We start from the raw sequence: 20,474 nt of genomic DNA, 5'->3' as shown, positions 1-20,474 counted from the left end.
CCCCGAGTCCCGTCGGCCCCGGGAAGCCACTGCTGGAGTTCGACCGCCAGCGTGGTCTTGCCCGAACCCGGCCGCCGGCCGGCGCGAGAACGACCGGAGTGTGTGCCACGTTGCGTCTCGATCCGTGTCGGATGCCAGAGACGCGCGCGTCGGCAGCGGGCGCGGGCCTTCGGGCACATCGTCAGCAGCAGTTGCCCTCTGAGCTGGGCATGCTTCGGGCGAGCATCACCCGATCGAGTACCCGCCCGGGGATCCCACCGACTGTTGAGCCGACGGTGTCGTCCGTCAGGCAGCCGGCCGGTTCCGGTACGAGGTCCGCGCCACGGATCTCGAACGCCTCCAGGGCGGCATGCCTCCACCGGGCGCCTCATGGATCGGGCCCGATGTACGCTCGTAACATTCACGGGTAAATGCCGCATTATCGGAAAGTACTGGCGTGGATGATCGCGACAACAGAGGCGAGCGACTGTTCGCGGAGTTGCTGAGCGTCATCGGCAACATCTCGTTCGACGACCTCCCGGACACGGTGAGCGAGCGGGCCGGGCCCGCGGGCTTCACCGACGTACGTCTCTATCTCGGCGATGTCGAGCGCCGTGCGCTCCATCTGCTCGTCGGAGCGCGCACGGACGCGTCGGCCGAGCGGATCCTGAGGATCCAGGACACCGACGCGGGCCGCGCCTACCAGTACGGCCGGATGCTTCCCGCCACCACACCGTCGGCCGGTGGAGCCGCCTACTGGGTGCCCCTGTTCAACGGCAACGAACGCATCGGAATCATGTTCGTCGCCACCACCCGGGACGGCGACGCCGTACGCGAGCACGCCAGGGGACTGGCGGCCCTGGTGGCGCTGGCCATCTCCACCAAACGCGGGCACAGCGACACCTACGCCCGCCTGAACCGCACCCAGCCGATGAACGTGGCCGCGGAAGCGCAGTGGCACCTGATGCCGCCTCGTACCTACACCGACTCACGGGTGGCCATCTGCGCCACGCTGGAGCCGTCGTACTGGATCAGCGGTGACGCCTACGACTACGCGACGGCCGGCCACCAGGTCCATCTGTCGATCTTCGACGCCATGGGCCACGACACCGCCGCGGGCCAGACGGCCGCTCTGGCGGTCGCCGCCTCGCGCAGCGCCCGCCGCCGCGGGGCCGGTATCGCCGAGACCGGTGATGCCATCGAGAAAGAGCTGAACCGCGTCTACGACGACCGCTACGTCACGGCTCTCCTCATCTCCCTGGACACCCGTTCCGGGCTGCTGCGCTGGGCCAGCTTCGGCCACCACCCCCCGCTCGTGCTGCGCGGGGAGGACGCGCTCCGCCTGCGGTGCGAGCCCGCGTACCCGCTCGGCACCGGCCTGGGCGGTGGGCAAGCGGCGGTCTGCCGGCACCAGCTGGAGCCGGGGGATCGCGTCGTGCTCTACACCGACGGCATCACGGAGGCACGGCGCGCGCACGGGAGCGAATTCGGGCTCGACCGCTTCATCTCCGTCCTCACGCAGTACCCCACCGCCAGGCTGAGCCCCCAGGAGACCGTCCGCCGATTCGTCCACACCTTCCTCGACTACCACCACGGGCATCTCCAGGACGACGCGACCGTGCTCCTGTGTGACTGGCTGGGGCCGGGACCGCCCATAGGAACCGTATCCATCGCGTCCCGCTGATCTCCAGGGTCCTTGTCTGCCGCGCCGCGCGTGACCACAAGAGGTGCCATCCGGCGAACGTGGCCGCCGAGTTCAGGCTGGAGACGGGCCTCGCCGACTGGCGGAAGACGTTCACTACCGCCGGGGGCTCGCTCAGCCCGGCGCAGTTGTCGGCGGAGGTTCTCCGGTCGCCGCGCGCGGATGCGTCGCGCAACTGCGGTGCTCCCCCTGCCTGCACCACGTGCTGGCCGGGCCCACCGCCGCTCGCACATCACACCCGCACAACGCGTGATCATCGACAACCAAGACCTACTTTCACAAAGGGTCGTGGCAGGACACCGTCAGCCGGAGCCGGGCGCCACCCGGCTCCGGCCCGGCTCAAGCCTGCGCCGCAGCCTCCGCACGTGCCTGGTGCGGGTTTGTTACCACCAGGTCGTGCACCTGGTCTCGCCGACGCCGGCGAGATTGCCGCACGCGCGGAACTGGTAACTGCTGCTGGAGCTTGTGCGCTTGGCGGCGCTGGTGTTCGGTGAGCCGTTCGACTGGACGGTGAAGGGCCCGCACTGCAGCCAGGTGCTGCCGGAGTTCTGGGTCCAGTCCATCCAAACCCTGTCGCCCGCGACAGTGGTCCCGTCGATACGAGCCCACCCCTGCTGGGCTCCATTGACCGTGCCGTACTGCAGCCTCACCGTCACCCCGTAACCCATGGACACGGTACGGGCGTTGGTGCCGCTCTTGTTATACGGGATGCTGTCGAAGCCGTTGGCGCCATTGGTGCACTGAGCTGCCGTCGCGTGTGCAGCCGTAGCCGGACCGGCCAGAGCCAGGCCGCCGGACGCGAGGGCGACTGCGGCTCCCGTGGCCAACGTCGCACGTACTGATCGCATGAATCCTCCTGAATTGCTGTGCGTGGACTGTGGTCGCACACCTGGATACGACGCCTCAAGACAGGCAGGGCGTCCGCGTGCGCTTCTGAGCGGTGGCGGAGAGGTGGCGTGCACGGGCAGCTCCGGCCTCCGAAGACCTTCACCCTGGGTTCCCTCTCTCCTCCCTGCCGGCTTCGTGGCAGGGAGGAGAACGAGCTGATCGCGGACGGCGCCGAGGCTGACCGTCCTCCCGGGGCCGCGCCGGTAATTCGCCTGGCGCGGCCCCCCAGGTCCCAGGCTTCCGGAACCTGCTTCCCCTCGCCCCGAATCCGTGGATCCCCCTCCTCGGCGGGCCGTGAAAAGACAGTGGCACAACAGGACTGTGGGGAACCTGAAGGTTTCTGAAGGCCCTTCAGGTTCCCCACTGGTGGTCGACCGGGCGGTTGGCGGAGCTACCGTGCCGGGGCCCGGTCGGCGAGGGGTACACCGGGTGGTGGGCTGACGGGTTCGGAGAAGGCCGCGCCTCAGCGACCACGATTCCGGGCTGTCGTCGCACCGAGAGCACGGCGGCGAATCGCGAAGTCGCGGTCGTCATGTGCGGGGCTCCGAGTGCGCTCAGGTGTGCGGTGAGCGCGGCGCCTGCGGCTGTGATCTTGTCGACGTCCGGGTGGTTGAAGGAGATCCTCGTTCCGATGACGACGCTGCCACTCGACGGCGACAGTGATGTCGATGCCGAGGGTGTGGGCGAGGACCGCGGCGGGCAGCTTGCTGGCGAGCTGGAACAGCGCGGTCGAGCGGGACTCCGCGAGCCGGATTCCCAGTTTGCGGTGCCGTTCGCCGATGGCTCAGGCACTGATCGGCCGGCGCCGGGCTGGCCTCCAGGGGAGAGCCAGGGCGAGTCTGTGCGGCCGAGGACGGCATGGCCGCGGCGAACCCCGACTGTTGGCAGCCGCGCCTCCGCCGGGGCGTTCTGCCGGTTCCCTACGGGGGCTCAGCTGGTGAGATTGCGAATCTGGGTCACTGTGTAGGAGAGCCCGAAGCGCATTCCGACGCCCATACGAATCGGCTTCAGGTCGGCGAGTTCCTCGCCCGGTGCTTCCAGGAGTTCCAGCTCTGCTGTGCCGACCCAGGGATCAGATATCTGCTGGTTCTCGAATACCGCCATGACCAGTTCGTGGACGGCGGGTTTGTCGTACTGTCCGACTGCCAGTCGTGGGAAGTGCCGCAGGTTGATCGTGGGCCGCTGTATGGTCGAGGGGTCCTCCAGCGGCTTCTCCAGGGTGACCACGGCTTTGGCGAGTCGGTGCCCCACCGCGCTTACGGAAGCTCCGAAGCGTCCGCCCCGAGCAGTCTGGGGAGTGGCCGGACCACCGCTGGCGAAAGCCCTGGTTTGATGGATCGCACCCATTTTCTTGGGGAATCCCTGTACCCACCCTCGCGCCATGGCCGCGTCGTTGTCGACGTAGATGTACGGGCACCAGGAAACGGGTTGGTCCTGCCAGATCGCGTCCACCAAGAGGAAGAATTCCCGGTACTGGCTGCGTGCCGGTTCCAGGTATTCGTCCTGCTCACCGGAGAACTGCCAGTCGAAGAAGAGCGCGACTGTGCGGCCGTTTGACTCGGGGTCGAGAGTGAGCCCGTCGGGCAGCGTTGCGGCTGCGGCTTGCGCATCCGCCCAGAACTCGGCAGCGACTACTTCGCCCGCGTAGTGCCACGGGGGTGCCGGCGTGATGTTCGCTTCACCTCGCGGGGACAGCGGAAGTGTGTATCCGCGCATGGGTGATCCTCCACATTGATGATTCGGTTCCAGTAAAATTTACAGATGCGCAGGGCACAGATGTGCGCGGCGTGAATCACGAGCGTCCCGGCACGGACGTGAGGTCGCCAGTGTTTGGGAGCGACCGGCGGTGCCCAGGGTGCGTACTGCGAAGATTGGGGAAACGGGCCCGATGACAGCTGGTCAACCCGTCGGCCCGCCTTGTGAGGACGCTTCTCTCAGCGTAGGAGTGGGGTGGTGGCCATGCCACCTGAGCCGCAGGCCGAACTTTCCCGCTGACCCTGGCTGAAGGTATTTAGCTGAATAGCGTGACCATGTGCCTTTCCCATGCCCAGGATCGGACATCGCACATGACGCCGTGAGGCTGAAACGGACCGTCGAGGTTCGCGTACGCGAATTCAACTCAGCGGTCAATGTTGCTCCGTATGGCGGGCGGCCGCGCGGGCGGGTTTACTGACGTAGAGGATGGGAGGTGAGGTGTGCCATGTCGCTCGGAGGGCGTGTCGACTTCGCCGCAGATGGTGCAGGACCGGATGGTGCGGGGGAAGTTGAGAAGGCTCTGTTTGAACAGGCCAGAATCGGCCTAGAGGTTTATGATTCGCAACTGCGCATTCTGCGGTCCAACCGCGCGGCTCTCGCCATACGCGGTCTGCGCGAGAGCCAGGTGGTGGGGGCCCATATCGGAGACCTGGACGTCGGGCTCCACCTTTCGCCGCTCATCAAGAAAGTGCTGGAGAAGCAGAGTCCTGTGTTCGACTGGCCTCTGAGTGCCGTCCCAGCCACGGATCCGGGCAGGTCACACGAGTACGCCGTCACCGCGTACCTGGTCGAACGTCCGGAGTCTCTCCCCACGCTCGCTGCCGCGGCGATCGATGACGTCACCGAGCAGGTACGCAAGCAGAGAGACCTGGACTTGCTCAACCTGGCGCAAACCGGTGTGGGCAGCACCCTGGATCCAATGCGCACAGCGCAAGAACTGGCTGACACGACGGTGCCCAACTTCGCCGACGCCGTCGCAGTCGACGTGATGGAATCTGTTTTCACCGGTGACGCGCCCACGAGCCCGGTGGCACTTCGGCTGCCGATGAGACGCTCCGGGTTCAAGTCTCATGAGGGTGAGCCCCCGGCTTATCCCGTCGGCGGCGCCAGCCCGTACAACTCGCACAGTCCATATTCCCAGGCCCTGGCGGATCTGCGGCCCCAGTTGGTGGCGAATCTGTCCGCGACCGGCGGATGGCTGGCCCACGACCGTCCGAGAAGAGAGTTCATCGTGTCATCCGGAGTCCATTCGCTCATCGTGACGCCGCTGACAGTGCATGGACTGGTGATGGGTCTGGCCAGTTTCTACCGGGCCCGATCACACCCCGAGCCGTTCAACGAGGACGACTTGTCCTTGGCCACACAGCTCGCCGCGCGCACGGCGCTCTGCCTCGACAACGCACGCCGCTTTACCCGCGAGCACACGGTGGCGACCACCCTTCAGCGCAGTTTGCTTCCGTGGGCGCCACCGGAGACTCCGGCGGTGGAGCCCTCCTACTGCTACCGCTCGGGTCGCTACGGCGCCCACTGGTTCGATGTCCTGCCGCTACCCAGTTGCCGGGCGGGCCTGATCATCGGGTACGTGCCGGGGGAGGACCTGCAGGCGTCCCTGGCCATGGGCCGACTACGGACAGCCGCTTCCACCCTGGCCTCACTGGACCTGCCGCCAGACGAACTGATGACGCATCTCGACAACGTCGCCCAGAGGCTTGCACGCGAACGCGACGCGGACCCGGCAAGCCTGCATCATGCACGGCCACCGTTCACGGCCTCCTGCCTGTACATGGTCTACGACCCGGTCACCCAGCAGTGCTCAGGCACTTCCGCGGGCCATGACAGCCCGCTGCTCACCAGCCCCGAAGGCGTTGTGACCGTGCTTGAGCTGACCGGTGGACCTCCGCTGGGCCAGGGCGTTCCCTACGAGTTGTCCACCGTGGAATTGCTCGCCGGAAGTCTGTTGACGCTCTTCTCGGACGGCAGCGCGGAGCGCTACCCGGCCGAGGCCCGCGCGCGGACCAGTCGGCTGCGTGAAGCCGTGCGCTCCACAGCGCCTCCCAAACAGGTGTCCAGCTCGGTCGCCTACAAAGTCCTGCACGACACGACTCCAGAGGACGGGGTGGCACTGCTCGTCGCCAGGACGCGGCGCATCGCGCCCGACCGGGTCTCATCGTGGGAATTCCCGCCGGAAGCGCCCTCGGTGGGTGAAGCCAGGCGGAGTGCCCGCCGCCAGCTGACGCAGTGGGGCCTTGAAGACCACACCCCCCTCGTCGACCTGGTGGTGAGCGAGCTCGCCACCAACGTGATCCGCCACGCAACGGGCCCCATCGGGTTGCGCCTGATCTTCGACCGCAGCCTGACGGTGGAAGTCCACGACGACGCCGACACCACCCCGCACCTGCGCCACGCAGGCCCGCAGGACGAGGGAGGGCGCGGACTCTTCCTCGTGGCCTCCCTCGCTCAACACTGGGGGACGCGGCATGAGGGCACCGGGAAGACCATCTGGGCCGACATGGACACCCAAGAGGGCGCCTGACGATCCACGGGGTGGCGACAACAACGACATCTGCCGGGAGGGGACGCCGTCAGCTGGAGCCTGTCGGCACTCCCGCCCGCGGCGACCTTGTGCGTTTCCGGCTGCTGAGATCCGCTGCCGCGCACCCGGTCGAGCGGCCCTGGGGCGACCAAGCACGGCCGGGCAGGGGCACACGCCCGATCTTCAACAACTGTTCTACCCGTGCGGGAGCCATGGCCGTCACTTCCCTGCCGTGCTGCTCCCGCCCTCTGGTGCCGCAGCACGAGCCGCGGCCTTCGCGCTGCGGCGTAGCGAGGCGAGGGCACTGAGCAGTACACCGCCCGCGGCCCAGGCGGACAGTACCCACCAGGCCGTACTGGTGTGATGTCCGCCGAAGTACGAGTAGTTGCGTACGAGCGTCACTCCGGCGCCGTTCGGAAGAGCCGGACCGAGGTCACGCCAGAACGGCGGGAGAAGTGCCGACGGGTAGACGCCGCCCGCGCTGGGATTTCCCAGTACCACGAAGATCAGAACTGAAAGGGCGATTCCGGCCGGGCCGAGAAGCACTTGGAATGCCATTCCGGATGCGGCGGCAGCGAAGGTGATGAGGGTGGCGATCCCCCAAATCGGGCCGAAGTGCCCCGGCAGGGCGTCGAAGATGAGGTCGATGATGATCGCACCGCCGAGTCCCGACAGGATCGACAGCCCGGCCAGCGCGCCCAGCCGGATGAGCATGCGGTGCGGATTGGCCGTTCGCGCGCCGAACGACGCGGATAGCGCCGCAGAGGCCAGATAACCGCCGATGATCATGCCTACCACCAGATAGAAGCTGGCCAGTCCACGCCCGTCCGCGGAGTTCGGGGGGCGCAGATCGGTGATTTTCACCGGTCGGGAAGCATCCGCTTTCTGGAAGATCAGTTGCAGGGCTTGTACGGCTGACGGACCGCCGGCGGAGGCCACCAGCAGCCGGTCCGCGGGCGAGGCCGGAGTGATCAGAAGAGCGGCGTCCACCTCGCGTTCGAGGACCATCGCACGAGCCTGGTTCACACTGTCGGCCGGACGGCCCGAAAGAGGCTGGCCAGGGATGCTGCCGAGTCTGTCGATCACCGCTGCCTGTGTCCGCGCCGGAGCCACCACGGCCAGTGTGATTTTGCTGGGTTTCGGTGAGTGAAAGGCCCCGATGTAGGAGACGACGAAGGCCAGCTCAAGAATCAGGACACCCAGGAGCAGAAGCGCGGCGCGCGGCGTAATCGCCTCTCTCACCTCTCTCCGGAACCGCGACGTGGGTGAGGGGGCAGGAGATTGTCCGTGCGGTGCTGACTCCGGGGCCGCGGGATCGTTCCTTTCGGCCATATCAACTCCCTTGAGAACTCGTGACAGGACTACCACCATTTATCCCGTATCCAAGGAAGGAAGTGTTCGAGCACCAGGGCGGCGTCGAGTGCGGTAACCGCCGCGATGGTCGCCCCCAGTCCGACCACGATCGGCAGTTTATTGACCGTGCCGGTGAAGAACATCGCCGAGAACACGTCGACCCGGTGAGGTATTTCTCGTCGGAGAGCCGGCACTCCTCAGGGCGCCCCCGGAACTCAAGTAGTCCGGAGCTCCAGGTGTGTTGAGCCATGGCGCGCCAGCGGATTCTTCGAGAGAGGTCCGCGGCGACGATCGCCGTCCATGGACGGGAGGTGTTCAGCGCACCCTGGGGCCCCGAGTCGGTGGCTGATGTTGACGGGGCCGTGGCTTCTCGACGGCTCACATCTGCGGGGAACCGATCTCCAGCCCGCCGACGGGGTGATCTTCACCGGCTTCCGTACGTCACTCGTCGCGCTCGGAGCCGGGGCTCTCCCCAGATGGCCTGCTGAACGGCATGCGATCAGTGACACTGGGCGACCTCGTTGAGCAGCACCTCTTCGCCACCCCGGGGGGAACGGGGGCTGAGGTTCGCCGCCGAGGGGTCGTGCCTGGAGAGAGTGGGAGCGGCACCACGGTTACGAGGTACCCGCGCCCTCCTCGGTCGCCGGAGTGACATCCGCGCTCCGCTGTGCGCGCTGTTGGGCGGGTCTCAGTGGGCGGTGAGCCTGTCGATCAGCTTCCCGGCCAGCGCCCCGCTGGACTGGGGGTTCTGGCCTGAGATCATCGTGCCGTCTTCAACGATGTTCACGCCCCATGCCTCGATCGACTGGATTTTCGCGCCGCGGGCCTTCAGCATGTTCTCCACCAGCCACGGAGCGAATGTCGCGGAGCCGTGTTCCTCCTCCTCCTCGTTGGTGAAGCCCGTGAGCGTCTTCCCTTCGAACAGCCAGTGGCCTCCTGGTTTGTTCGCGCTGAGCAGACCGGCGGGGCCGTGGCACAGCGGCGCGATGATCTTTCCCGATGCCTCGAAGTCGCTCAGGACGCGACCCATGTCGGGGTCATGGGCCAGATCCTCCATCGGACCGTGCCCCCCGACGAGGAGCGTCGCATCGTAGTCGGCGGAACGGACGTCCGAGAGCGGTTTGGGATTCCCCAGGATGTCAGAGTGATCATCGACGTACGTGGCGAACTCGGGACCCCGAGGACCGGCGCCCTCGGTGCTCAGGCTGTCCGGGTCGGGTGTCGGCTTGCCCCCCACGGGGGAGGCGAGGTCAACATGGATCCCTGCCTCGGTCATCTTGCGGTGAGGGACGGCGAACTCCTCCGCCCAGTATCCGGCGGGAAGGCGCGTTCCGTCGGCCCCCGTCCAGTGGTCGACCCCCGAAAGGATCATCAGCACATTCGCCATGGCGCTTTCACCCTTTCTAGGAGTCGGATCCGATCGAATCCGACCCCATACGACGCGGGAAAGCGGCGCATACACCGCATCCGCGGTTATTCCTGCGCACATCAACTAAAACCAGTGTACGGCGATATGGCAATCCCTGGCATTTCGTGGTATCGAGCGGTTCCGCTCCCGCGCCTGGGTGGGTTCCACCGATCCCCGCGTGGACGCCCGGGGGGATTGGCGACGAGAAAGGCGACTCGACGACGTACGCGTGGCCCGGTTCTTGAGTTGCCGGGGAAGGTGCCGAGTGGTTCGGCAAGGTGGCTGGAGCGGCAACTGATCAGCGCCAGGTGGTGTCCCGGCTCGTGCGGAGAGCACCGCCGGCCGCCATCGCGATCAGCTTCTGGAGGTGCAGACCGCGCGCCGCGTCGATCGGCCCCGCGGTGCCCGAGCGGACCGCGGCTGCGAACTCGCGGCGTAGCACGGGCCAGCATTCCTCGTGGTCCAACTCGGCCGTGTCGTAGGTCAGTTCACCGGCCGGCCCGTACAGCTCGACACGGGTACGGGCCCGGTCGAGACCCACCGAACCGGACAGTGAGGCCTGGCTGACCGCGCCGTTGGTGTGTTCACAGGTCAGCTCCGACCAGAGGCGTGGATCACCCGAGCCGCGTACCGAGGCGATCGGGCCCACTGCCACGTCCAGGAGATCGAGCAGATGCGGTCCGAGGTCGAGCAGCGCGCCCTGCTCCAGGCGCCAGGGCGTGGCGAGCGCGCCCGCGCGGAACGCGCCGTGCAGATAGCACGACCGCGCGCCCGTGACCTCGAACTCTCCTGCCCGGCGCAGGAATTCCCTGGTCACCGGGTGATACCGCTTGGTGAGTACGAGCTGGGTCACGACCCCGTGTTCGGCCACCGCGTCCGCCACCTGTCTTGCCGCGTCGAGATCGGGCCCGAGCGGCTTCTCCAGCAGCATCGGGCGGCCGGCCCGTGCCGCGCGTACGGCCAATTCGGCCTGTACGGAGGGGGGAACGGCGAAGGCCACAGCCTCGCAGCGGTCGAGCAGTTCCTCGAACGAGGCGGCGACGGCCGCACCGTACGGCGCGGCGGTCTCGCGTGCTGCCTCGGGACGGCGCGCCCATACCGCGGAGAGTACTGTCTCCGGCCCGGCCCCGAGCATGCGGGCGTGCATGGTCCGGGCCCAGGGGCCGGCTCCCACCAGACCGACACGGACCGGTTCGGGGCCGGTCGCGGGTCGCGGGTCGTACGGCACGGTGTGCTCCACAGAGATCGAAGGGGTGAGAGGTCGGGCGCGGGGACTAACCGTTCATCGCGGTCAGCCTGTCGTCCGCCCGGTCCGGCGCGTACAGCCTTTCGACCACCATCGTCGCCGCGCCGGTCAGCGCCGCCTGGTCGCCGAGCCCGGACGTCACGACGTTCAGATGGGCGGTCGTGCGCGGCATGGCCCGTTGGTACAGCAACTCCCGTACGCCCGTGAGGAACGGGGTGCCCGCGAGGTCACCCGCGAGGACGAGCACCCCCGGATTGAGGAGCGTCACGACCGTGACGAGCACTTCACCCACCCGCCGCCCGGCCTCCCGTGCCAGCCGGACCGCGTCGGGCTGACCGTCCGCCAGACGCTCGCGTACGTCGGACCCCGAGGTGGTCGGGATGCCCGCCGACGTGAGCTGCCCGGCGATGGCGCGCCCGCTGGCGACGGCGGCCAGACACCCGTACGCGCCGCACATGCACAGGGCGTCGGCCCGGTCGTGCAGCCGGATGTGCCCGATGTCGCCCGCGCCGCCGTCGATGCCCCGGTACGGCTCCCCGTCCACGACGACCCCGGCACCGATTCCCGTCGACACCTTGACCAGCACGAACGCCGAACAGGCGGGGTAGTGGACGCGCTGTTCGGCGTACGCCATCAGATTGGCGTCGTTGTCGACGAGCACCGGCACGGGCGCGGTCGCGGCTTCGGGAGCATGCCGCGCGTACGCCTGCTGCATACGCTCCGGGATCGGGTACTGGTCCCAGCCGGGCATGATCGGTGGCTGGATGACCTGGCCGGTGGCCCAGTCCACGGGCCCCGGCACGGACAGGCCGATGCCGCACAGCCGGGCCGGTTCGACACCGGACGCCCGCAGGAGACCGGGGAACCAGCCCGCCAGAGTGTCGAGGACCTTGTCCGGTCCGTCCGCGATGAGCAGCGGCTCCGAGCGCTCGGCCAGGATGCGCCCCGCCAGGTCGAGGACGGCGGCGCGGCTGTGCCGGGTTTCCAGGTCCACCGCGATGACGACGGCATGCCCGGAGTCGAACTCCAGGCGTGCGGAGGGCCGTCCGCCGGTGGACGTGCCCGTCCCGTCGCGCAGCCAGCCCGCCGCGAACAACTGATCGAGGCGGTTGCCGATGGTGGACCGGGAAAGTCCGGTCGCGTGCTGCAACTCGCCGCGGGTGGTGGCCTGTCCACTGCGGATCAGCCGCAACAGATGCCCGGGGCTTGCCTGGTTGGCCGGCATGTTCGTGGTGCTCCTCGTTCCGCTCTCTGGCTCTCGCTCTAGCTTTTGTCCGCGCCGCTGGTCAGGCCCTCGGTCAGCAGACGTTCGGCGGCGAAGAACAGCAGTACCACGGGGATGGTGAGGACCACGGAACCGGCCATCAGAACAGTCTTGGAGACTTCGATGCCACCCGCGAGCTGCTGGAGCCCCAGCGAGACCGTCCACTTGTCCGGCGACGCGGCCAGGAAGAGGAGCGCGAAGAGGAACTCGTTCCACGCGATCATGAACACGTACAGCCCGGTGGCCATCAAGGACGGCAGGGCGAGGGGCAGGACCACCTTCCGTACGGTCTGGAGCCGCGAGCAGCCGTCCAGTGCCGCGGCCTCCTCGATGCTGCGTGGGATGGTCGTGAAGTAGTTCCGCATCATGTAGATCGACACCGGTACGGTCTGCGCGATGTACACGATCGCCAGACCCATCAGGTTCCCGGAGAGCCCGAGCTTGGCGAACATCACGAACAGCGGCACGGCCAGGAGCGTGGAGGGGAAGAGGTAGACGGCGAGGAACACCGTGCTGACGTGCCGACTGCCGAAGAACCGGAGCCTGCTGATCGCGTACGCGCCCGGGACGGCCGCGGCGAGGGTGAGCAATACCGTTCCCAGCGCGACGGCGGCCGAGTTGAGCAGCATGCGCAGGAAACCCTGGCCGCCCTCGGAGGTCGGCCTGAGCACACTGCGGTAGGTGTCGAGGGTGAAGTCCTTGGCGGCCACCCAGAGCGAACCGGGGTCCAGCAGGAGGGCGTCGATCGGCTTCACCGAGAGCAGGAGCATGTAATAGAAGGGCACGATCGTGATCGCCGCCAGGAAGGCGATGGTCACCCAGCGTGCGAAACCGAAGAAGCGTTCCTCGAACTGTGTGCGCGTCATCACGCCTCCTCCTGGACCTTCTTGGCGAAGAACGTGAAGTAGATGCCGAGCAGCACCGTCAGTACGGCGGCGAGCACAAGCGCCTGCGCCGCGGCGGCGCCGACGTCGAAGCGCGCGGTGAGGAAGTCGTAGACGCGTACGGCGACGACATCCGTGCCGGCCCCGCCGCCGGTGAGCAGGTACACGTCGTCGAACTTGTTGAAGGTCATGATGAATCGCAGGACGCTCAACAGCGCGATCACCGGCATCAGTTGGGGGAGCAGGATGTACCGGAAGTTCTGTGACGGCGTCGCGCCGTCGACCCGTGCCGCCTCCTCCAGGCCGTCCGGCACGGCCTGGAGCCTGGCCAGCAGGAAGAGGAAGGCGAAGGGGAAGTAGCGCCATGTCTCGAAGGCGATGACGGTGAGCAGGGCGAGGGGTATGTCGAAGTGCAGCCCGAGCAGGCTCACTTCGTACGACCGGGTGGACAGGAACGCGAGGGGATCGTCCCAGCCCAGCAGCTTGCCGCCCCACTCGTTGACGATGCCGTACTGGGGGCTGAGCGCGACCTGCCAGACGAAGGCCACCGCGACGACGGGCGCGACGTAGGGCAGGAGCATCGAGCCGCGCAGCAGTCCCCGTCCGCGGAACGGCCTGCGCAGGGCGAGCGCGGCGATCAGGCCGAGCACGATGGAGCCCGCGGTGGAACCGACGGTGTAGAGCAGAGTGGTGGAGAGGCTGGACCAGAATCCGGCCGAGCCGAAGACGGCGGTGAAATTGTCCAGCGTCCAGTTGCCGAACAAGCCCATACCCTGGATGTCGACCAGCCTGGCGTGCTGGAACGTCAGCAGCACGGTCCACAGGATCGGGATGATCACCACGACCAGCACCACCAGGAAGGTGGGGGTGACGAAGGCGAGTCCCGTGCGGTTCTCGCGCTGTGCGGTGGTGACCGGACGGCGTTTCCTGCCGGTGGGCGGGCGGTTCTCGCTGGGAGCGCGGCGTTGCGTCACGCCACTCGGTGCAGTGCTCATATGGATTCCTCGACGGGGCGCCGGACGGCGGCTACTGGAGTGACTTCTGGAGGGCGGAGACTTCTTCGTTCGCCTCGCGGGCGGCCTGGCGGGAGGAGATCTGTCCGCCGGTCATCGCGCCGATCGCCTTGGGGACCGGGAGTTCTCCGTTGGTGGCGCCGACGAGGGCGCCCTGGCCCTCGGTGATGCCCCAGCGCTTCATGTTGTCGACGCCGTCGGCCAGTTGGTCGAGCAGGTCGTCGGAGTAGACCTCGTTCATGGGCTTACGGGTGTCGACTCCGGCGGTGCTGGCACGCCAGGCGTCCTGGTACTTCTCCGGCTCCGCGGCCGTTCCCCGGCGAACGGGGATCTTGCCCTCGGGTGCCATGCCGAACCAGTCCTCGTACCCCTTGTCCATCATGTACTCGATGAACCTGGTCGACGCGCCGGTCTCCGCGGTCCTCGTCACCGCCCACGACGTGACCTCCCCGAACTGTGCGGGCGATCCGTCGGGGCCAGCCAGCGCGGTGACGATCCCGGTGTTGTCGGAGAGGAACGTGCCGTCCTTCTTGCACTCGGGGCAGCTCGGCAGCGCGTCCTTACGCAGCCCCGCCAGCTCGTCCAGGACGAACGACGACCAGACGATCATGGACGAGGCGCCGGAGAAGTAGGTGGCGCGCGTCGAGTCCACGGACTGGGTGCCGGCCGGACCGTACTGGCGGCCGAGTCTGTCGTAGGTGTCGAAGGCCGTCTCGCATGCGGGGGAGTCGAGCGCCACGTCGCCCGCGTCGTCGACGAGGCGGCAATCGTTGGCGAGGGCGATGTTCTCGAAGCTCTGCTGTGTGAAGACGTCACCGGGGTCGGTGGCCACGGAGATGCCGTCGCGGCCCTCCTGGTCGAGCCTGTCGGCGGCCTTGAGCAGCTTGTCGTACGTGTCGGGTACCGCCAGCCCTGCCTCCTTGAGCTGGTCCTGGCGGTAGAGCAGCAGCTGGAGCCAGGCGTCGGAGGGGACGGCGAGCTGTTTGCCCGCGTCGGCGGTGAGGCTCAGGGCGTTGTCGGCGAAGGTGTCCCTGCCGAGGCTGTTCACGATCTCGCCGCTGACCTCGGTGTTGAGCAGGCCGTTGCTGTACATCTGCCAGACCTGGCCCATCGGTACGGCCCCGATGATGTCGGGCAGGGTACCCGCGGCCGCCGCAGACATGATCAGTTGCGGCAATTGGCCCTCGTCCACCCCCACGAGGTCCACCTGGACGCCCGTCTCCTTCTCGAACCGGTCGATGATCTTGTTGGTCGCCGCCATACGCGGCGGAAGGTTCTCCTGCGACCACACCGTGATCCTGTTGTCCGGCCGGGCCGGGCCGGTGTCGGCGGAGCAGCCCGCCAGCACGCCGACACCCATTACCGCCGCCAGGCCGGCCGCGGTCGCCTTCGACCGCCGGAGCCTTCTGTGCATGCTCGCCCTCACCTACCCGGATCCGAACTGCTCGGACCGTCGCGCCTTATGTTTTGGATAGCGGCATCTCAGCACTACTTCTGCGTATTGACAAGACATAAGTCTGGGATAGGTTCGACCTAAGTCTGAGTGGGAGTGCCCCGCACCCTCTCGCCGGACCCTCACCACACAGCCCGACCTCAGTACCGAACGACCTCTCGGAGTCCTCACGTGGAACGCGTCGTCCAATTCACCGCCCCGCGGCACGTCGAAGTGGCCGCACACGCCAGTGCCCCGCTGCCGCCCGGCCATCTGCGGGTCCGCACCCGTTACTCGGGCATCTCGGCGGGTACCGAACTCACCGCCTACCGCGGCACCAACCCGTATCTGACCCGCACCTGGGACCCCGAGGCACGGATCTTCCGCGACGGCGCCGCCGGCATCGAGTACCCGGTCGCGGGCTGGGGCTACTCCGAGGTCGGCGAGGTCACCGAGGTCTCACCCGAGCTCGAACGCGGCTCGGACGGCGAGCGCGCCCGCACGGCCGCGCTGCCCCGCGTCGGCGACCTGGTGTGGGGCATCTGGGGCCATCGCAGCGAAGGCATCGTCCCCGTCGAGCGGATGATGGGCCATACCCTTCCCGAAGGACTCGACCCGCTCGCCGGAGCCTTCGCCCGGGTCGGCGCCATCGCCTACAACGCCGTCCTCGCCGCCGACATCCACGTCGGGGAGGACGTCACCGTCTTCGGGCAGGGCGTCATCGGCCTGCTCACCACACGCCTCGCACAGCTCAACGGCGCCCGTGTCACCGCGGTCGACGCACTCGACGGGCGGCTCGCCACGGCGCGCGCCTACGGTGCGAGCCGCACCCTCAACGCCCTGGACGACGCGGTCGCCGAGTCCGTACGCGAAGCCACCGAAGGCCGGGGTGCCGATGTCGCCATCGAGATCAGCGGCGCCTACCGGGCTCTCCACGAGGCCCTGCGCTCCGTCACCGTCGGAGGCCGCGTCGTCGCCTCCGGCTTCTACCAGGGCGACGGCGACGGACTGCGGCTCGGCGACGAGTTCCACCACAACCGGGTTCAGCTGATCAGCTCTCAGATCGGCGGCGTACCGGCGCAGTTGGCCGGTCGCTGGACGGTGGAACGGCTCCAGCGGACCTTCCTCGCCCTCGTCGCCGACGGCCTGGTCGACGTGGCGTCACTCGTCAGCCATGTCGTCCCCGCCGCCGAGGCCGCCGATGCCTACGCGCTCCTCGACGAACGCCCCGCCGATGCCCTCCAGATCGTCCTGGAATTCTGAAAGGCTCTCCGATGCTCAAGACCGCTTGCCAGGAGCAGTTGCTTCCGGGCCAAACCCTGCAACAGAAGTGGGACTTCGCGCGGGACGCCGGATTCGACGGGATCGAACTGCGTGCCAAGGGCGACCTCCACTTCCAGGAGCGCCTTCCCGAACTCCGCGCCGCCCGGCGGGACGGCGTCGTCATGCCGACCGTGTGCGTCGACATGCTCCACTTCTTCGGAGCCTTCGACGCCGACCTGCGCCGTGACGCGATCGTCCAGCTCAAGTCCCAGCTCTCCGTGATCGCCGAACTCGGCGGACTCGGCGCCCAGACCCCGGCGTCGTACGGCATGTTCTCCCGCCGCCTCCCGCCGTTCACACCGCCGCGCGGCGCCGACGAGGAACGTGCCGTCCTGCTCGACGGACTCACCGAACTCGGCGAACACGCGGCCAAGGAAGGTGTCTCACTCTTCCTGGAGCCGCTCAACCGGTACGAGGACCACATGGTCAACCGGCTCGACCAGGCAGCCGAGTTGATCCGCGCCGTCGGCCTCGACTCGGTCCGTATCGGTATCGACAGCTACCACATGAACATCGAGGAGGCCGACCCGGCGGGCGCCATCCTCGCCGCCGCGCCGTACATCGGACACGCGCAGGTCAGCGACTCCAACCGGTTCCAGCCCGGCGCCGGCCACCTGGACTGGCCCGTCTGGCTCGCCGCGCTGCACTCCATCGGCTACGACGGATACCTCGCCGTCGAGTGCTGCCTGACCGGTGACCCCGTCGAGGCCGTACGGTCCATCCCCACCCTGCTGCGAAGGTCGGGGGCATGACGGCAACCACCACCGGCCTGCCCGCGCGCGTCGCCGAGGGCGCCTCCGGGGACCGGGCCGGCCGCCGGGACCTGCGGGCCGCCGCGTCCCGCGTGCTGCTCGCCAACTGGACAGGCGCCTCCACCGTTCCCTCCCACACCCTCTACCCGCATCAGTGGAGCTGGGACTCCGCCTTCATCGCCGTCGGGCTGGCCCGTCTCTCACCGCGCCGCGCACAGCGCGAGCTCGAAACCCTCCTCGGCGCCCAGTGGGACGACGGCCGGATCCCGCACATCGTGTTCAACCCGGCCGTGCCGCACGAGGCCTATTTCCCGAGCCCCGACTTCTGGCGCTCCAGCACGGCGGGAGCCGCGCACGGCGCGCCCTCGGACATCGAGACCTCCGGGATCGTCCAGCCACCCGTGCACGCGCTGGCCGCTTGGCTCGTCCACGAGAGCGACCCCGAGACGTCCGGGCGGCGCGGCTTCCTGGAGCGGGTCTACCCCCGGCTCACCGCCTGGCACGGCTATCTGCACTCGAACCGGGACCTCGGCGGCCACGGGCTCGCGTCCGTACTGCACCCGTGGGAACCGGGCATGGACAACAGCCCTTGCTGGGACCTGCCGCTGGAGCGGGTCGATCCGGCACCCGCCACCACCTTCCGCCGGGCCGACCTCACGCACGGCGACGCGGCCGACCGGCCCACCGACCTGGACTACGGCCGCTACGTACGGCTGGCAACCGACTACCGTGACCGCGGCTACACCGATGCCGGCACACGGCACGCGTTCGTCGTGGAGGACCCCGGTTTCAACGCCTTCCTCATCGCGTCCGAACACGCCCTGGCCGCCATCGCCCTGACACTCGGTCAGGACCCGGGACCGCACCGCCGACGCGCCCGCGCCCTCACCACCGCCCTGGTGGCCCGGCTCTGGCACGCCGAAGCCGGCCTGTTCCTCTGCCACGATCTGCGCACGGACACGCCCATCGCGGAGAAGAGCGTCACCGGCCTGCTCCCCCTGCTGGTGCCCGACCTGCCCGCCCCTGTCGTACGGGCACTGCTGCGCACCGCGTCCGGTGAACACTTCGGGCTCGGCTCCACCACGGCGCTCGCCCCCAGCTACGACCTGCGGGGGCACTCCTTCGACTCCTCCCGCTACTGGCGTGGACCGGCCTGGTTCAACATCAACTGGGCGGTCGAGCGCGGACTTCGACAACACGGCGCCCTCACACGCGCCGACGACCTGCGGCAGACGATCCTGGCGACGAGCGGCGCCTCCGGCTTCGCCGAGTACGTCGACCCGCGCACCGGCCGGGCACGCGGCACGACCGACTTCAGCTGGACCGCGGCCGTCGTACTCGACCTGCTGGCACGCACCGAGGAGCCGGGGGAGGGGGCGGACCGATGAACAGCGCACCCCAACTCCTCGTCCACGCGGGCACGTTCGCGGCGCTCGACGGCAGAGGCGACATCACCGGCACCCGTGGCAGATCACCCGACGGACTCTTCGTCCGCGACGCGCGCCACCTCAGCCGGTGGCGGCTCACCGTCGACGGAGCCGCTCCCACCGCCCTCGTCCCCGGGGATCCCACCGGCGGCACGACAGCCGTGCTCACGGCGAGCAGTACCCGCGACGAACCGTCCGACTGGACACTTCTGCGCCGACAGGCGCTCGTCCAGGGCCGGTTGGTCGAGCGCGTACGGATCATCAGCAACGTCGCCCGGGACACCACGCTCGCCGTCACCGTCGAGGCCGACGCCGACTTCGCCGACCAGTTCGAGCTGCGGGGGGACGGCCGTACGTACGACAAGCCCGGCGTCGTACGGGCCACCCGTACCGTCCCCGGCGGCGTCGAGTTCACCTACCGGCGGGGTGAGTGGCGGTCGTCCACCACGGTCACCGCGACCCCCGCGCCGACCGCCGCCTCGGACCACGGCACCGGCCGCGACCTCACCTGGCACCTGCCGCTGCCCGCCCACGGCAGCGCCGAACTCACCCTGACCGTCACCGCACGCGCCCACGGTGCCCCCGAACCACCAGCCGCCCCCAGCAGCCCCGAACAGGCCGAGGAGCACGCACGGCGCGAGAGCGCACGGCTCCACATGGGTGGATCTGCCACCGCGCATCCGCTTCCGGCCGACGACACACCGCTCGGCCGCGCCTGTGCCCAAGGCCTGGCCGACCTCGCGCTGCTGCACGTCCCGGCCACCGGCCCGGACGGCGAGGACCTGAGTGTCCCCGGAGCCGGCGTCCCCTGGTTCCTCACCCTGTTCGGCCGGGACTCGCTGCTCACCTCGTTCTTCGCCCTGCCCCACCTGCCGCAGGTCGCCGAGTCGACGCTCCTGGCGCTCGCCGCCACCCAGGCGACCGCCCACGACGCGGCGGCCGTGGCCCAGCCCGGCAAGATCGTGCACGAGATCCGTCACGGCGAGCTCTCCCATTTCCGGCAGGTCCCGTACGGCCGCTACTACGGTTCCGTCGACAGCACACCGCTGTTCGTCGCGCTCCTGGCCGCCCACGCCCGGCAGACGGGGGACCCCGCACTCGCGCGCCGCCTCCAGCCCCACGCCCGCGCCGCCGTGCGCTGGATGTTCGAACACGGCGGACTCGACCGGCACGGGTACCTCGTCTACGCCTCCGACCCCGGCGGCCTGCTCAACCAGAACTGGAAGGACTCGGCCGGCGCGGTCTGCTTCGCCGACGGCACGCAGGCGACAGGAGCCATCGCGGTCGCGGAGGCCCAAGGCTACGCGTACGACGCCCTGCACGGCGCGGCGACCCTCGCCCGCACGGCATGGGACGACCCCCGGTTGGCGGACCAACTGGACACGGCGGCGCAGCAGTTGCGGGCCCGTTTCCACGACGACTTCTGGATGCCCCGCAGCGGGTTTCCGGCCCTAGGCAGTGTCTTCAAATGATCACCGCTGGTGGATCATGGTGTCGTGATACGTCGCCATGAAC

16 protein-coding genes are annotated in these 20,474 nt (G+C 68.6%); 6 read left to right on the top strand and 10 right to left on the bottom strand.

Going from position 1 to position 20,474, the window contains the following annotated elements; genetic code table 11:
* Positions 1 to 436: 436 nt before the first annotated feature.
* On the top strand, positions 437 to 1,663 hold the full coding sequence (locus tag IEY79_RS22245) for a PP2C family protein-serine/threonine phosphatase (protein ID WP_229701029.1): 1,227 nt from the start codon (positions 437 to 439) through the stop codon (positions 1,661 to 1,663).
* Positions 1,664 to 2,064: 401 nt separating this feature from the next.
* Here the strand turns inward: IEY79_RS22245 and IEY79_RS22240 are convergent, their stop codons facing one another.
* Positions 2,065 to 2,529 carry a hypothetical protein gene (locus IEY79_RS22240; RefSeq protein ID WP_189109326.1) on the bottom strand — a complete coding sequence of 155 codons (465 nt, stop codon included), beginning with the start codon at positions 2,527 to 2,529 and terminating at the stop codon, positions 2,065 to 2,067.
* A 970-nt stretch (positions 2,530 to 3,499) separates the two neighbouring features.
* Positions 3,500 to 4,285 carry an acetoacetate decarboxylase family protein gene (locus tag IEY79_RS22235; RefSeq protein WP_189109325.1) on the bottom strand — a complete coding sequence of 262 codons (786 nt, stop codon included), beginning with the start codon at positions 4,283 to 4,285 and terminating at the stop codon, positions 3,500 to 3,502.
* Positions 4,286 to 4,769: 484 nt separating this feature from the next.
* Here IEY79_RS22235 and IEY79_RS22230 point away from each other — a divergent pair, with 484 nt between their 5' ends.
* Complete coding sequence (locus tag IEY79_RS22230) at positions 4,770 to 6,857, top strand: ATP-binding SpoIIE family protein phosphatase (RefSeq protein WP_189109324.1); 2,088 nt, start codon at positions 4,770 to 4,772, stop codon at positions 6,855 to 6,857.
* Between the two features lie 219 nt (positions 6,858 to 7,076).
* Here the strand turns inward: IEY79_RS22230 and IEY79_RS22225 are convergent, their stop codons facing one another.
* The 8 genes from IEY79_RS22225 to IEY79_RS22190 all read right to left on the bottom strand — a co-directional run bounded on the left by IEY79_RS22225 (position 7,077) and on the right by IEY79_RS22190 (position 15,439).
* Complete coding sequence (locus IEY79_RS22225; protein ID WP_229701028.1) at positions 7,077 to 8,099, bottom strand: ABC transporter permease; 1,023 nt, start codon at positions 8,097 to 8,099, stop codon at positions 7,077 to 7,079.
* Between the two features lie 119 nt (positions 8,100 to 8,218).
* Positions 8,219 to 8,365, bottom strand: coding sequence for a hypothetical protein (locus IEY79_RS22220; protein ID WP_189109322.1), 147 nt, complete (start codon positions 8,363 to 8,365; stop codon positions 8,219 to 8,221).
* A 533-nt stretch (positions 8,366 to 8,898) separates the two neighbouring features.
* Positions 8,899 to 9,597: a type 1 glutamine amidotransferase domain-containing protein gene (locus tag IEY79_RS22215; protein WP_229701027.1), complete on the bottom strand. Its 699-nt coding sequence runs from the start codon at positions 9,595 to 9,597 to the stop codon at positions 8,899 to 8,901.
* A gap of 319 nt (positions 9,598 to 9,916) precedes the next feature.
* Positions 9,917 to 10,846, bottom strand: coding sequence for a Gfo/Idh/MocA family protein (locus IEY79_RS22210; RefSeq protein WP_268240596.1), 930 nt, complete (start codon positions 10,844 to 10,846; stop codon positions 9,917 to 9,919).
* Between the two features lie 46 nt (positions 10,847 to 10,892).
* Positions 10,893 to 12,089 (bottom strand): ROK family transcriptional regulator, encoded by a 1,197-nt coding sequence (locus tag IEY79_RS22205; protein ID WP_189109321.1) that lies wholly within the window; start codon positions 12,087 to 12,089, stop codon positions 10,893 to 10,895.
* Between the two features lie 38 nt (positions 12,090 to 12,127).
* Entirely contained in the window at positions 12,128 to 12,994 is an 867-nt protein-coding gene (locus IEY79_RS22200; RefSeq protein ID WP_189109320.1) for a carbohydrate ABC transporter permease, read from the bottom strand.
* Positions 12,994 to 14,007, bottom strand: a complete 1,014-nt coding sequence (locus tag IEY79_RS22195) for a carbohydrate ABC transporter permease (RefSeq protein ID WP_189109319.1) — start codon at positions 14,005 to 14,007, stop codon at positions 12,994 to 12,996. The genes IEY79_RS22200 and IEY79_RS22195 overlap by 1 nt, the downstream gene beginning before the upstream one ends.
* A 31-nt stretch (positions 14,008 to 14,038) precedes the next feature.
* Positions 14,039 to 15,439, bottom strand: a complete 1,401-nt coding sequence (locus IEY79_RS22190; RefSeq protein ID WP_189109318.1) for an ABC transporter substrate-binding protein — start codon at positions 15,437 to 15,439, stop codon at positions 14,039 to 14,041.
* 210 nt (positions 15,440 to 15,649) lie between these two features.
* On the opposite strand from IEY79_RS22190, the gene IEY79_RS22185 reads away from it, so the two are divergent.
* From IEY79_RS22185 to IEY79_RS22170, 4 genes are read left to right on the top strand one after another with little or no spacing between them, the layout of a single operon-like run.
* On the top strand, positions 15,650 to 16,720 hold the full coding sequence (locus IEY79_RS22185) for a zinc-dependent alcohol dehydrogenase (protein ID WP_189109317.1): 1,071 nt from the start codon (positions 15,650 to 15,652) through the stop codon (positions 16,718 to 16,720).
* 11 nt (positions 16,721 to 16,731) lie between these two features.
* Positions 16,732 to 17,532: a sugar phosphate isomerase/epimerase family protein gene (locus tag IEY79_RS22180; protein ID WP_189109316.1), complete on the top strand. Its 801-nt coding sequence runs from the start codon at positions 16,732 to 16,734 to the stop codon at positions 17,530 to 17,532.
* A complete protein-coding gene (locus IEY79_RS22175) occupies positions 17,529 to 18,920 on the top strand; it encodes an MGH1-like glycoside hydrolase domain-containing protein (RefSeq protein WP_229701026.1) in 1,392 nt (463 codons plus the stop codon). The genes IEY79_RS22180 and IEY79_RS22175 overlap by 4 nt, the downstream gene beginning before the upstream one ends.
* A complete protein-coding gene (locus IEY79_RS22170) occupies positions 18,917 to 20,431 on the top strand; it encodes an amylo-alpha-1,6-glucosidase (protein WP_189109315.1) in 1,515 nt (504 codons plus the stop codon). The genes IEY79_RS22175 and IEY79_RS22170 overlap by 4 nt, the downstream gene beginning before the upstream one ends.
* Positions 20,432 to 20,474: the final 43 nt, after the last annotated feature.

This window comes from Streptomyces camponoticapitis, assembly GCF_014646115.1.
Lineage (GTDB): Bacteria > Actinomycetota > Actinomycetes > Streptomycetales > Streptomycetaceae > Streptomyces > Streptomyces camponoticapitis.
Note: the sequence above shows the minus strand (reverse complement) of the source record. Positions and strands in the feature narration are given on the sequence as shown.